The organism is Paenibacillus sp. RC84, assembly GCF_041260495.1.
GTDB lineage: Bacteria > Bacillota > Bacilli > Paenibacillales > NBRC-103111 > Paenibacillus_F.
This window is the reverse complement of sequence record NZ_JBGBYL010000003.1, coordinates 350,219-364,499: the sequence shown is the minus strand read 5'-3', so window position 1 is coordinate 364,499 and position 14,281 is coordinate 350,219. Positions and strand designations below refer to the sequence as shown.

Genomic DNA, 14,281 nt, shown 5'->3' with positions numbered 1-14,281 from the left:
AGAACGAAACTAAACGGCCCGGAAACAAATTCGAAACTTTTTCTAAACATCTCTTCCCGTCAGCCCGAAAACCGGTAGCCGACTCCCCAAATCGTCTCGATATATTCCGGCGCGGAAGGATCGGCCTCGATTTTCTCGCGGATACGCCTCACATGTACGGTTACCGTCGCGATGTCCCCCATCGAATCCATGCCCCATATTTTTTCGAAAATTTCCTCCTTGCGGAAAACCCGGTTGGGGTGCCGGGCGAGAAATAGCAGGAGATCGAACTCCCTGGCGGGAAGCGGCACTTCTTTCCCCCGGATATAAACCCGGCGCGATTCCGGCTCAATGGCCAGTTCACGGATGCGGATTTCTCCCGGCGCCGTCTCCTTCAGCCCGACCAGCCGTTCATAACGCGTTAAGTGCGCCTTCACGCGCGCAACCAGCTCGCCCGGACTGAACGGCTTCGTCATGTAATCGTCGGCGCCCATGCCTAGTCCGCGTATTTTATCGAACTCGTCTTTCCGGGCGGATACGATGAGAATAGGAACTTCCATGGCCGTACGGATTTGACGGCATACTTCGAAGCCGTCTTTTCCGGGAAGCATCAGATCCAGGACGATCAGATCGAAACCTTCCGTAAGCGCCTTGTGCAGCCCGTCGTCCCCCCGGGTTGAAATCTCGACCTGAAATCCGTGCAAATTCAAATAATCCCGGTGCAATTGGGCGATCGTCGCCTCGTCTTCAATGATCAGAATTTTTTTCATCGGTGTGATTTCCTTTCAGCAGCGGGAGCCGGATTACAATACGTGTGCCTGTCTGCGGATGTCGCGTAGACGCGCCCTCCGAGGCATTCTCCGCGCAGATGCTTCCCCCGTGGTTGTCGACAATCTGTTTGGCGATGGCGAGTCCCAGTCCCTGGCCGCCCGACTCCCGGTTGCGGGACGTCTCGGCCCGGTAAAACCGGTCAAATACATGAGGCAGCGCCGCGGGATCAATCCCGGGACCGGTGTCGGTTATTTCAAGCACGGCCGCTGCCCCGTCCCGCCGGAGATCGAAAGCGATCGTTTTTTGCGGCCGCTCCATGAACTTCAGGCTGTTTCCGACTACGTTGTTCACGACCCTCTTCATGTGCATGGGGTCTATCCGGACGTGCAAAGGACCCGGAGAGTGTCCGCCCGTTTCCAGTCCGACGCCCTCTTTTTCCAGCTCGAAACGCAGTTCATACACCACGTCCGCGACAAAACGCGTCAGATCCACTTCCTGCAGGGCAAACGGAACTTTATTGAGATCCAGCCGGGAATAAAGAAACAGCTCCTCAATGAGATGATCCATCTCCTCCGCTTTGCTGTAAATGATATCTACATAGCTTTCCAGTTTGTCGGGCGTATCCGCCACCCCGTCCCGGATTCCTTCCACATAGCCGCGTATGGCGGACAAGGGCGTTTTCAAATCGTGCGAGATGTTGGCGATCAGCTCCTTGCGGTTGCTTTCGTACTGCTTCTGCAGCTCCTCGGATTCCTGAAGCTTCCCCCTCATTTCCTCGAAAGCCGCGGAAACCTGCCCGATCTCGTCGTCGCCCGGTTGAATCCGGAACCGCAAGTCTCCCCGCTGGATACGCGCCGCCGAAGCGCGCAGCAGGTTGAGCGGCCGGATCATCCGCCTGGTGAGGAACAGATAGATGTAGATGTTCGAACCGACGAGCAGCAGAAACAAAACCGACACGAACAAAGGCAGCAGCTTGCTCATCAGAACGGCGAACGGGCTGACCTCCCGGAACACGAACAGCCTTCCCTGTTCGCCATCCGCAAACCGGAAGTCGTATTTGGCGTAGCCGAAAAAGTTTTTCCCCGTCTGCAAAGTGCTTCTCATGTGCACGTTTTCCGCTTCGTACGGAGGCAGAACGGCTTCGGGTTGTATTTCCGCCAGCGCCGGTGAAATAAACGCGCTGCCGGACCCTTTGCGGATCAGAAGGGAAGCCTTGGCGACCTTCAGCTGAAAATCGTATTCTTTGTAGATGTCCGGTACAAGCAGTTCCTCCGGCTTCGTCTTGGCAAGATGCTTAAGATCGAGAAAAAGCGTCTCCTGTTCGGGCGTAAGCGGCTTCAACCGGAGATGGACGTTGTAAAAAGAAGATATGCCTCTCACATCCCCCGTTACGGCTGTCGTCACGATAAAAGCGGCCGCCGTGAAAAGCAGCACCGTGGCGACGAGCAGCAAAGTGAAAGAAGCAAGCAGGCGGGCACGGATGGACATGATTGTTTTTGCCTCCAGATGATTTAAATCGTGAAGATTTCCTACAGTCTACCAAGGAATTTTGCGGGGATCAAAATAAAATTTCTGTTCCAAGAGATCAAGTTCTTCTTGATGTAATCAAGTTTCTTTTGATGAAAACGGTTTATTTTCTCGAAAAATTTCTAATTTTATGCTATTTTATGTAAGGATTAGTCGAAAAATAAGCGATTTCAGGTAGACTTCCCACCCTTGCATCCTTTACTATGGGAGGTACAGGAATACTAGTTATAGGAGACATGCGAATGCAACATGAAGCTGGGAATTATGATGCGCTGCTGGTCATTCTCTCGATCCTGATGTCCATGACGACCTCCTGTACCGCGCTGGATATGGCAGACCGCCTGCTTCGCGGCGACCGCTCGTTCCGTAAAATGCTGCTGACCGCTGTCGTAACGGGCCTGGGCGTCTGGTCCATGCACTTCTTGGGCATGCTGGCCTTGAAGCTCCCTTTCGAAGTCCATTATCATCTGCCTTTGCTCGCCGTCTCTTTAATGCTGCCCATTCTCGCGGTTTTCCTGTCGCTGCTGATCCTGGCCCCGGACCGGAAACTCGGAAAACGATTTTTCACAGCCGTCGGCCTGCTGGCCGGGCTCGCCTTCGTTTCCATGCACTTCTCCGGCATTCTCGCCATGAAAATACCGGCCGTGTATCACCAGACGCCGGGCAGTCTGATCGTTTCGATCGCACTGGCCCTGCTCGCCTCGTATCTTATGCTCGCTCTGGCGATCTATGCACGCGAGCTGCCTGCTTACAACCTGCTTTCGCCCTGGAAAACCGGGGGCGGTCTGCTGGTTGGGGGCCTCATTGCCGGCATGCATTACACCGCGATGGCAGGGGCTTCTTTTAAGCCGTCCGACCACGAGCTTTCTCTTACAAGCAGCTCGATTATAGGCAATACGCTGCTGACGGTTCTTGTCGGTTGTACGGTCTTCTGCGTGCTTTTCTGGGTTGTGCTCATCCTGTACCGCGACCGGCAGAACGTGCTTACCGCCTCGCGGTTCAACGAGCAGAGATATACCGCTCTGTTCGAGCATAGCCCAGATCTTGTCGTCTGCATGGATCCCGTCAAAAAGATGATCGTCAGCGCTAACCCGTCCGTGTTGGCCAACACGGGCTACACGCAAGCGGAGCTTATGGTTCTCTCCCTGCACGATCTTCTTTACTCCCGGGACGAGAAACTGAAAGTCATGACCGCCCTCGCGGAGGCGGCTCAAGGAAAGCCTTCGAAAATCGAATTGTCCATCCGCACGAAGCAGGGAGCGCGAAAATATCACCGCACCTCGGTTTTTCCGCTCGAACACAACCGGCAGCTGCTCGTCTATTTCGTATCCAAAGATATAACCGACAGGATCGTGGTCGAGCAAGAACTTCGGAAAGCCAAAGATTTGGCTGAAAGCGCTGTCAAAATGAAAAGCGAGTTCCTCGACACGATGAGTCACGAGATCCGGACGCCGCTGACCGGCATTATCGGGATTAACCAGCTGCTGGCGGAGTCCGCGGAGTCCCCTGACGATCAGGAGCTGCTGGCGCTTCAGGCCAAAAGCTCGCAAGCGCTCCTGAGGGTCATCAACGACATTCTGGAGCTGTCCAAAATGGAAGCCGGACGCATTTCGCTTCATCAGGAGCCGTTTCAGCTTCGCGAGCTTATCCAAGAATGCCTCGATTTCTTTGCGATTATTATCCGCAACAAGGAGCTCGCCATGGACACGTCCATAGACCCCGGCGTGCCGGAAACTCTCGTCGGCGATTACGGCCGTGTCCGCCAGATTCTCGTAAACTTGATCGGCAACGCCGTTAAATTTACGGATCAGGGCCTTATCTCTCTCGAAGTCCGGCTCTCGGAACGCGGCGATGAAGGATGCCTCCTCGAATTCGCCGTCAGCGATACCGGTATCGGTATCGACTGCAGCAAGCTGGACCGGCTGTTTCAGCCTTTCACCCAGCTGGACGGGGCATCGAACCGTAAATATGAGGGGACGGGCCTGGGGCTCGCCATCTGCCGCAAGCTCGTTACGCTTATGCAAGGCCGGATTTGGGCCGTTCCCGGCCGGAGTGTGGGGACGGAATTCCGGTTTACGATCCGGCTGCGGGAGCTCCGCCATTTTATGGACGAAGGAGACGGCCAGGAAGCCGGGTAATCCCTATCCGGGATACTCGCCCGCTTAAAAAAGAAACCTCCAATCCTGATCGGTTGGAGGTTTCTCTTTTATTCCATCAGGCCGAGCTTCTCATAGACGCTCACGGACACGACGCCATCCGCTCTCAGCCCGTGGTCCCGCTGGAACCTCCGCACCGCTTCGGCCGTCGAGGCAAGAAACTTCCCGTTGCAGACTCCGCTGTAATAGCCGGCGCTTGTCAGCCGGTTCTGGATGAGCTGGACATCCGCTCCTATCGCCCCTTGGGCAAGCTTCCTCGGCTCATGGCCGGGATCGCCCAGAACGTGCCCCGCGATGGTCACCTTCGTACCCACCGGAATCAGGTCGTAAAGCTCCTCCACGTCCCGGTTTCTCATCCGGATGCAGCCGTGGCTTAAATGCCTGCCGATGGAATACGGCTTGTTCGTTCCATGGATGCCGTACGCTCCCCACGGAACATTCAGGCCCAGCCAGCGCGGTCCGAAAGAAGGCCCCCAGTCTTTTCCTTTATAAATCACCTGATATTCGCCGACCGGCGTAGGCGTTGACAAGTTTCCGACAGCAACCGGGTATGTTTTGAAATGTTTCTTGTTTTTGAATACGACAAGCTTGTGACGGAGAGGGTACACCTCGATCGAATAAGGCCCCTGGTCCGCAACGATAGGAATAGAGGGTTCCGTCCCGCCTCCCGGAACCGGTGCGCCTTCTGCCGCGGCATTTCCCGGCAGCAGAACATTCAGCAGGCATACAGCGGTCAGCGCGATTCCCTTTAACTTCAAAAACGTTTGTCCTTTGTTCATGTTGATCCCCGCGCCCGCATTCATTTTTTTACCGGCTTTTCCTTCCGTCTTCGGTACGTTTCCCCGGACGGCCGGGCTCCGGATATTCGAATTGTGTCAGTTCCCATGGATCGTACAAAGAAGCTCGGGTGAAAGCGAAGCGGCAAATGGCTTTACGCGGACGTTTCCCCGCTTCTTCGAAAGCAAGTTCAACCGGAAGTTCAAAACCATACTCCTGCTCCGCTTTACGCGCTTCTTCCGGCTTCCATTCCGTCAATCTGCGCACGGATACGAAAGACCGGCTGTCTTTCTTCAGCTCTTCCAGCCGCTCCCGGTTATGCGGATGGCCGAGAAGCTCCAGAATCGCGTCATCGTGCTGGTCAAAAGCCGTGACAACCAGATCGGCCAGCTCCTGAGGCGAAGCCTTCCCGACAAAACCGCTCGCCTTGCCTGCGGCTCTGTGAGCCATAAACTGGTGAGCGGTGTCTTTGGACCGGGATTTATGGGTCGTGCTGCCCGCAAAATGGATGCAGGAATGCCCGCTGAACCCGTTCTCCGGGATGCCGTCTCCCCCATGCGGCATTCCGTTCATGGAAGCGGCATAGCTGTGCCCGTCGTAACGGACGAGAACGGCCCTGCGGTTCCAGCTCCATTTGCCCCCGTAGATCGACTTCATGACCGCCGTATCCTTCTTCGTAAGCGGCTGAACGTCCGCATGCTGCCGCCCGGCTCTGCGCTGAACCCGGAACGCAAGGCCGGTTTCCAGATCGAGCACCTCGAATTTGGCCTGACGGGGGACGGCTTTCTGCGCGTCGTTCCAGGAAATGAGCTCTCCGTAATGCTTGCGGTGAAGAACCTTGATTTGCTTCACAAGTTCCCCTCTAGGCTCCTCGCCCGGCCGGATCACTTCGTGCCTCAATGAATCGTAGAACTCTCCCATGGCGCTGACCGGATAGATGCGTTCTCCGCCTGCTTCCCTCACCTTTATAAACGTATCCGTATACGGGAAGGATTCCGCTTTTCTGCGTACGCTTTTGCCGAGAAGTTTGCGCACGCTCAGCGTAACCCCGGTTTCGCTCCGGTAAACCGCATCCGGCGTCGTCTGTACGGAAAGTACAACGCTCCCGTGGTCTCCGACCTCTACAGCTTGCTGCATGTATGCCGCTTCGGGACGAAGTAAGATTCCCCAGACGGCAAGGAGCAAAAAGACACGCCGTTTCCCTTTTCCCATTCCGGTTTTTCACCCCGCTTGACTTTTTCGATCTTTTTTAATCCCTTCAGTTCCTGGCCTTCCTTGTTAGTTTTCGCCGAAGTTCCAAAAACATGTGAGGCACCTGTAAATTTTTGTTCCGGGTTACCGGGACATGCTTGATAAAAACCGAGAACTTACGGGGGAGCGGAAATTGGTTTGGCTTGTAAAAATGCCGCCGAGCCGCATCACCATCTAACGATCTGGAAGAGACCGGGAAAACGATGAAAAAAGGCGTTTCTCCTTGGGAGAAGCGCCTTTTCCGTGTATGTTGCGCGGTTTGTCCGGCAGCGTTCAAAGCCGGATCTCCACAACCGCATGAGCTTCGTGTTCGATGTCCATCACATAGAGTCCGCAAGGCTCGGAAAAACCGCTTTTTCCGGCCGCTTTCTTGCCATCCAGGCAAGCGGTAAACGGCAGCTTATACCCGATACGCAAGGTTCCGGCGACCGAGGCGGTAACCCGTCCTGCGGTCAACAGGCCCCGTTCCCATTCCAAATCCGCCTCATACACTCCTCGGGCGCGCAGCCCTTTGACGCAGCCGCTCGGCCAGGCCGATGGCAGAGCGGGCAGCAGATCCAGCATCCCTTCCTGAGACTGGAGCAGCATTTCGGCTGCCGCGGACGTCCCTCCCAGGTTCCCGTCGATCTGAAACGGGGGATGCTCCGTAAACAAGTTGGGATCGGCCGCGTGCCGAAGCAGAGCTGTCAGGTGCCAATGAGCTTCATCGCCTTCCCTCAGCCTTGCCCAGTAATGGGCGATCCACACGCGGCTCCAGCCGGTATGGCCGCTGCCGCCCGCCAGCCGCCGCTCCAGCGTTACTCTGGCCGCTTCGGCCAGGGCCGGCGTGCGGACCGGCGAAATAAGCTCGCCCGGGAACAGGCCGAACAGGGGCGAGATATGCCGGTGGCCCGGGTCCGCCTCCTCTTCGTCGCCGAGCCATTCGAGCAGCTGCCCGTGCCTGCCCGCCGCCGGCTGCGGCAGACGGGACTCGGCCGCCGTCAGCCGCTCCAGCCACTCGGCTTCGGCGTGCAGAGCGGCGTACCCGCGGACGGCCGCAGGTCCGCCGGAGGGGGCTTTGGCGCCGATGACTCCGGCCTCCGCGGAGCCCGCATGGCCTTCGGCGCTGCCCGAAGGGGGCGGCTCCGGCTGGGCGGCGCCCGGCGCTTCGCGTTCGCCCGCGTAAGGCGCCAGGCCCGTCGGTGGCCCCGGGAAGGCTGCCGCCCCGTCAGCGCCGCCGTCGATGCGGCCCGGTTCCGGCTGATCCGCGCCCCCTGCTCCCCGCTCGCGCGCCAGCACGGCCGCCGCTTCGCGGACAGCCCAGAAAAGCGTGCGCGCGAGCTGAATATCCATGGCCGGAGCCATGCACAGATAGCCGATTTTTCCGCCGGAAAGCACATATTTGTTCTCCGGCGATACGGAAGGGCCCGTGAGCAGCCCGCCCTTGCCGTCCTCCGTCATATAATCGAGCAGAAACTGCGCGGCTTCCTTCATGACGGGATACGCCCTGTGGGCAAGAAAGTGCCTATCCCCGCCGAACCGATAATGCTCCCACAAGTGAAGCGCAAGCCACACCCCGCCCATCGGCCAGACAGCCGCCCTCGGAAGCATCCCGTTGATGCCGCTTTCCGCCCACAAGTTCGAATTGTGGTGCACCACAAACCCTCTGCACCCGTAAAGCTTCCGGGCGGTCTCCCTGCCGCTTGCGACCAGCCTGTCGATAAAATCGAACAGCGGTTCATGACATTCCTTCAAATTGCACACTTCCGCAGGCCAATAGTTCATCTGCAGGTTAATGTTCAGCGTGTAATTGCACTCCCACGGAGGCTGGTAATCGGCGTTCCAGATTCCCTGAAGGTTCGCCGGCAGCGTACCGGGCCGTGAGCTGGCCAGGAGCAGATAGCGTCCGTATTGAAAAAACAGCGCAAGAAGCTCCGGGTCTTCCCCTCCTTCGCGGACGCGATCAAGCCGCTCGTCCGTGGGAAGAAGCCGGACATCTGCGCCCGGCGTACCAAGCTCCAGGCTCATCCGCGCAAACAGGGGCATATAGTCGGCCCCGTGCTCCGCTTTGACCGCTTCGTAGCCCTTTCGCCGGGCCTCCTCGACCTGCCGCCGGCAAGCGGCCGCGGGATCCTCGTGGCGGAAGCTCGTCTGCGCGGCGACATAGATCGTCGCCTCGGCGGCTCCCGCCACATGGACGAAGTCGCCGATCGTGCGGACCGTGCCGCCTTCGGCGCTCACGCTCGCAAGCGCGGCATACCGAACGCCGTCCGGGCCGCAGCGGCCCTGCATCAGCACCGCGTGCGGGCCGTCGGGCGCCGCTCCTTCGTCGAAGGGACGCCGCCCCAGGTGAAACCGGAAGGTCAGCCCTTCCGGGTGAGCGGTTGTGAGCCGGCAGGCCAATACCCCCGCCGGGGCGCTTGCGAACAGTTCCCGGGTGCAGCTTGCGCCTTGCCACGCGTACTCGACGCGGCACAGGCCCGTCGCCAGATCCAGCTCCCGGCGGTAAGTCCCCGCATCCGGTTCATGCTCCGCGAACCAGATGCGCAGGTCTCCCAGCGGCTGATACGGGCCGGCATATTTCGGAATCGGTGTCAGCCCCATGTGCGCCAGCTCCTGCGCCTCGGTCACGCGGCCCTCCAGGAGCAGCCTTCTGACCTCGGGCAGAGCGGCGGCGGCCTCCGGATTCGTACGGTCTTTGGGACCGCCGTACCATAAGCTCTCCTCGTTAAGCGAGATCAATTCTTCCTCCACGCGGCCGAAAATCATGGCGCCCAGCCTGCCGTTTCCGATCGGCAGCGCTTCGGTCCATGCTTGGGCCGGCTTGATGTACCAGAGTTTGTGAGCGGACATGGCCTGCCTCCTTTACAGGTTCGCCGGTTCGCAACAAAATTACGAGACGCCCGCCTGTTTGTTATTTGCTCATCCATGTGACGACGTGCACGTGTTCCTTTCACGCGGTGTCACGCTATGTTCTCTTATTTCGCTCTTCATGTTTCGTACTGTTCAATGCTTCTGTTTTGTACTTCATGTTTTTGTACTTCATGTTTTTGTACTTTATATTTCGTACTGTTTCATGCTTCATGTTTCGTACTGTCCCGTCTTCATGTTCCGTCCTGCATCTCTCGTTCTACACGCTCCGATTCTGCCGTTTACTCCGTACATTCGGTTCCTACTTTCTCCCCGGGTTCGGAGCGCCCGGCGCTTCGGGGTTCCGGCAATTCACAACGGCCTTCGTCCGGGCTTTCCTTCGCAGGCTTTGAAACCGGCATGATCATCGTCATCTTCGTTCCGATGCCCGGTTCGCTTTCGATACGAAGGCCGAATTCCGCACCGAATACAAGCTGTATCCGCCGGTGCACGTTCAGCACACCAATCCCGCCCCGTCCGCTTTCTTCCAGAGCAGCCGGATCGCGTTCGTCCGTCAAACGCTGCGTTTGCAGCGTGGCTTGAAGTTTCTCCAGCGTCTCCCGGGTCATCCCGGTCCCGTTGTCTTCCACCGAGATCCAGAATCTCCCGCTTTCTTCTCCGGCATCGATCCGGATCCGGTGATGATCCTCCAGACCGTCCGGAAAAGCATGCTGGAACACATTCTCGATCAGCGGCTGCAGGGTGAGCCGGACCATTTTCTTGAGCAGAAACTGCGGCGGAACCGCGACATCCAGCTCGAACTCCCGGTCGTGCCGGTGCTTCAAAATAATCATGTAGTTCAGCACATGATTCAGCTCGTTGGCGACGGTTATTTCCTCCAAATTCGTCTGAACCGAATAGCGCAGCATATAGGCCATCGATTTGACGATTTCCGAAATTTCCTCGGAATCCTGCACGACGGCATAGCACACAATCGTTTCCAGCGTGTTGTACAGGAAATGGGGATTGATCTGCAGCTGAAGCGCCTGAAATTCGGCCTGCTGGCGTTCAAGCTGGGTTTTCTGCTGTTTGAGTTCGCCTTCGTAGACCTGTTCCACAAGCTCCGACAAGCGCCCCACCATCAGGTTATAGCGCTGCATCAGCTCCGTGATCTCGTCCCGCCGGTTCGGCAGCGGCACCGTGGACCATTTGCCCTGCTCCGTCTGCCGCATGCCCTGAATGAGCACAAGAATCGGCCGGGTGATCGAGCGGCCGAACCGGTACGCGAGCGCGACCGCGATAGCCAGCGTAAACAAGCCGATGAGAATCGTCGTCGTACGGATGGCCGTCACCGGCTTTTTCAGCTCGCTCAGCGGCATCGAAACGACGAGATTCCAACCGGAGTACGACGATTTGCGGCTCATGTAAAGCCGTGCCTCCCCGTCCGGCCCTTCATGCTCGAAGGAACCCGTCTCCCCGGAATGGACAATCCGGGGCAGCAGCTCCGGCAGCGCTTGCGGGCCGATTCCGTCCTTCGACGGCTGATAAATCATCTCGCCTTTGTCGTTGACGATGAAGAAATAGCCGCCTTCGCCCAAATCGATCCCTTTCCAAAGCATGGAAAGATCGTTCGAACGGATCTCGACGGCCAGAATTCCTTTGTAGTCCGCCGACTGCAGCCCTTTAATCTGCCGGGACAGCCGGATTACGCTGCCGTTCATGGCCGGAAGAATGCTGTCCGTCGTAATGCTCAGCGTTCCGTCCGGTTCCGTGACGCTCTTCAGCCGCTCCATCTGGCTGAGCGTTTGTTCCCGGGGATAGGTTCCCTCCGCCTGATCGTTGCTGTAGCCGTAGATGCCGTTGCCCGCAAAGCTTATCGCGTACATGGACACAATCTCCGGGTTACGGATAAAGATCGGCTGCAGCGCCGTTTCGCGGATCGTGCTCCAGAACTTGTAATAGTCGTAGGGCTCCGGGACCGGAGGAAGATCGACGAATTTTTTGATGTCCCGGTTCGTCAGCAGCGAAATCGTCAGCCGGTCGTAGCTCTTCACATACACATCCGTATGATGGAGCGCATTGGTTAAAATCTGATTCATATGAAGCCGGTTTTGTTTATCCAGCTCATCGGACGCCTTTTTATACGTAAAGATCCCGACAGAGGTCAAGGTGATCAAAATTATCGCGAGCAAGTAGAGAAAAATTTTGCGGGAAAGATTCCATTTAATCATTTAATCCCCAACTGCTGCCGGTACTCCGAAGGGGAATAACCGGTCGTTTTCTTGAACATTTTCGTAAAATGCGGATAGTCTTCGTACCCGACTTTGGCGGCCACATCGACGATGCGGATATGCGGGATCGCCAGAAGCTGCTGCGCCTTCTCCATGCGCTTCTTGATCCGGTATTTCACAAACGTTTCATTGGTCATTTTCTTGAACATGGAGCTGAAATAGGTCGGAGTGAAGCCGGCCATCTCGGCCACCTCGTCGAGCGTAATCTCCTCCGCCAGATGCGTGTCTATATAAGTCTTCACTTCGTCGAGCAGATTTTTGTAGGTGCCGCTGCGTTGTTGAAGCAGCTTCTCCATGATGTCCTTCAGCCGGGCTTGCATCTGCTCGAAGATCTGTTCCTTGGATACGCACCGCTTGTCTTCCCATTCGTTCTTGACCGGAAGGCCCCGGGCCTGAAGCCTCTTGAGAAGCAGTGCCATGCATTCCTTGATCAGTTGCCGGAGCTGGAGCATGTTCATTCCGCTGGACAGACAGTTCTGCTTCCACTCCCCGATCAGCGTTCGCAGCCTGTCCTCTTCAAGATTCCAGACCAGTTGTTCCATCTGTTCGATCACATCCACGCAATCCGACAACGCCACGAACCCTTTGACCCGGTTTTTCATAAAATCGGCCAGGACCTCATGAAGATCCGGCGCCGTCACCGGCTTCAGCAAATAATGCTTCACCCCGTAGAACAAGCATTTCTGGGCGTAGGAGAAATCGCCGAAACCTGAAATCACGATACACGGAATGTGGCTGTACTGCTCGTGAATAATCCGGCACAGCTCCAGCCCGTCCATCTTCGGCATCCGGATATCGGTAAACACCAGGTCGATTTCGTGCTCCCGGATGATTTCGAGTGCGCCGACGCCGCTCGCGGCCGTGTGAATGCCGGCGAATTCGAACGGATAAAGCTCCGCCATTTTTACGAGGCCTTTGCGAATAATCGGCTCATCGTCGACGATCAACAAATGCATGGTAACAGCTCCCCCGTCCCGAAGTATGTGCTTTTGCAAAAAAAGGGGACCTCCCCGACAACGTCTGCAAGGGAGGCGAACCTTTTGGGCAGCCAAAATTAAAACGCTTTCATTTCAGCTTTAGTTTAGCTTTGTTTAACGGGCGCGGTCAACCACGCCTTCTTTTTTGTTGTACCGTTCCGTAGCTTCCTTAATGATTTCTTTGCCTCCCTTGGCTTTGTACTCTTCAATCACTTTGGGCCAGTCGGAGATCGGACGTTTGCCGTAAATCATCTGAATCATCTGGTCCAAAATGAATTTGGGACCCGTATCCCCGCCGGAAGCCAGATCCGGATATTTCGTAAAGGAAGCCAGACTCGTCGTAAACGTAATGCCGCCTACGCCTTCCTTGGACAGCACGTTATCGAACGCTTCTACCATATCCTTGCCGTCCTCCGTCAATTCGGAGAGCTTCTTATTGTAGGTCAGGTCGTGAACCATCCATAACGTCGTCTGGCGGTAGTTCGCCTCGTCGATTTCTTCCTTCGTCTTCGGCTGCTTGTAGTTGATTTTGCCGTTCTCCTTCGTATACGTTTCGCCTTCGATCCCGAAGGTGAAGAACTCTTCCGCTTCTTCGGTACTCATCCAGTCGAAGAATTGGATAATCTTCTTGGCTTTTTCCTTGTCCACCTTGCTGTTGATATACTTTGCCGTAGAAATATACCCGTACACCCCGTGTCCGCCCTTGCCTTCGGGACCTTTGGGGGAGGGGACGATATCCACTTTGCCGTCCTTCACCGCATCCTTAATTTTGCCCCGGAAATTCAGCAGAGCCTCGCCGTTCGCCGACCAGATGCCGGATTTGCCGGCCGCGATATTTTTGTTATAGTCGGTTTGGGAAACGGTTGCAAAATCTTTCGGAATGAGTCCTTCCTCATACATCGTTTTGTACGTTTGGAGGGCTTTCGTCATATTCTCCACATCGAAAAACTTCGGCACGACTTCGCCGTTCATCAGCTCGAACTGATACGGCATGACATCGTAAGCGCCCAGGAACGTGTCCGCATACTTGAACTGCTCGCGGATCTGGTACGGGTTTTCGACGCCCATCTTCTTGAACGCCCGCAGAACGTCCAGATAGTCTTCGACTGTGACAGGCTGTTTCAAGCTCGCTTTCTCCAGCAGATCCGTCCGGATAAAGGTCGCCCGTCTCGACGGGTTGGTCAGCCAGCCGGGGATGCCGTAAATTTTGCCGTCGTACGACGTTTCTTCCCAGGCTTCCTTCGGAACCAGCTTCATCAGATTCGGCGCGTTTTCCTTAAGCAGATCGTCCAGCGGCATGAATACGCCGGCTTCCACCGACCCGGACATAGAGGAGGTTGTCGGGCCTCCGCGCAAATTGCTGACGACGTCCGGAATGTCGTTGCCTGCGAACATCAGGCTCATTTTCTGATCGAATTCTTTGTGAGAAAGCGGTTTCAAATCCAGGTCTGTGTTAGTGCGTTTTTCCAGTTCCAGCACCCATTTGTCTTTGTTGATATCGGATGCGGATTCCAGATAGGCATTGCCTCCCGTAGAGAAGGAAACGGAGAATTTAACGGGACCCGCGCCCGCCGCGCCTTCTTTTGCCGGTTCCTTGGAATTGCAGCCTGCAAGCGTCCCCGTAGTGAGAACTGCCGCGAGAAGTACACCCCAACCTTTTTTCATCGAAAATCCTTCCTTTCATTCTCTTCCTCGTTATGCGACCCCTGGTACACTTTCATGA

Annotated in this window: 9 protein-coding genes; 1 reads left to right on the top strand and 8 read right to left on the bottom strand. The window is 56.5% G+C overall.

Going from position 1 to position 14,281, the window contains the following annotated elements; translation table 11 throughout:
* Window positions 1-59 precede the first annotated feature (59 nt).
* Window positions 60-749 (bottom strand): response regulator transcription factor, encoded by a 690-nt coding sequence (locus ABH899_RS08950; RefSeq protein ID WP_009675548.1) that lies wholly within the window; start codon window positions 747-749, stop codon window positions 60-62.
* Window positions 727-2,238 carry a sensor histidine kinase gene (locus ABH899_RS08945; RefSeq protein ID WP_369995664.1) on the bottom strand — a complete coding sequence of 504 codons (1,512 nt, stop codon included), beginning with the start codon at window positions 2,236-2,238 and terminating at the stop codon, window positions 727-729. Before ABH899_RS08945 ends, ABH899_RS08950 begins: the two co-directional genes overlap by 23 nt.
* Before the next feature lie 281 nt (window positions 2,239-2,519).
* Here ABH899_RS08945 and ABH899_RS08940 point away from each other — a divergent pair, with 281 nt between their 5' ends.
* Complete coding sequence (locus ABH899_RS08940; RefSeq protein ID WP_369995663.1) at window positions 2,520-4,415, top strand: sensor histidine kinase; 1,896 nt, start codon at window positions 2,520-2,522, stop codon at window positions 4,413-4,415.
* Window positions 4,416-4,483: 68 nt separating this feature from the next.
* Here the strand turns inward: ABH899_RS08940 and ABH899_RS08935 are convergent, their stop codons facing one another.
* The 6 genes from ABH899_RS08935 to ABH899_RS08910 all read right to left on the bottom strand — a co-directional run bounded on the left by ABH899_RS08935 (window position 4,484) and on the right by ABH899_RS08910 (window position 14,223).
* Complete coding sequence (locus tag ABH899_RS08935) at window positions 4,484-5,236, bottom strand: L,D-transpeptidase family protein (RefSeq protein WP_369995661.1); 753 nt, start codon at window positions 5,234-5,236, stop codon at window positions 4,484-4,486.
* A 4-nt stretch (window positions 5,237-5,240) separates the two neighbouring features.
* Window positions 5,241-6,422: a hypothetical protein gene (locus ABH899_RS08930; RefSeq protein ID WP_369995660.1), complete on the bottom strand. Its 1,182-nt coding sequence runs from the start codon at window positions 6,420-6,422 to the stop codon at window positions 5,241-5,243.
* A gap of 312 nt (window positions 6,423-6,734) precedes the next feature.
* On the bottom strand, window positions 6,735-9,293 hold the full coding sequence (locus ABH899_RS08925) for a glycoside hydrolase family 95 protein (RefSeq protein ID WP_369995658.1): 2,559 nt from the start codon (window positions 9,291-9,293) through the stop codon (window positions 6,735-6,737).
* Between the two features lie 299 nt (window positions 9,294-9,592).
* Window positions 9,593-11,521: a cache domain-containing sensor histidine kinase gene (locus tag ABH899_RS08920; protein WP_369995657.1), complete on the bottom strand. Its 1,929-nt coding sequence runs from the start codon at window positions 11,519-11,521 to the stop codon at window positions 9,593-9,595.
* Window positions 11,518-12,537 (bottom strand): response regulator transcription factor, encoded by a 1,020-nt coding sequence (locus tag ABH899_RS08915; RefSeq protein ID WP_369995656.1) that lies wholly within the window; start codon window positions 12,535-12,537, stop codon window positions 11,518-11,520. The genes ABH899_RS08920 and ABH899_RS08915 overlap by 4 nt, the downstream gene beginning before the upstream one ends.
* Window positions 12,538-12,672: 135 nt before the next feature.
* Window positions 12,673-14,223: an extracellular solute-binding protein gene (locus ABH899_RS08910; RefSeq protein WP_369995655.1), complete on the bottom strand. Its 1,551-nt coding sequence runs from the start codon at window positions 14,221-14,223 to the stop codon at window positions 12,673-12,675.
* Window positions 14,224-14,281 lie beyond the last annotated feature (58 nt).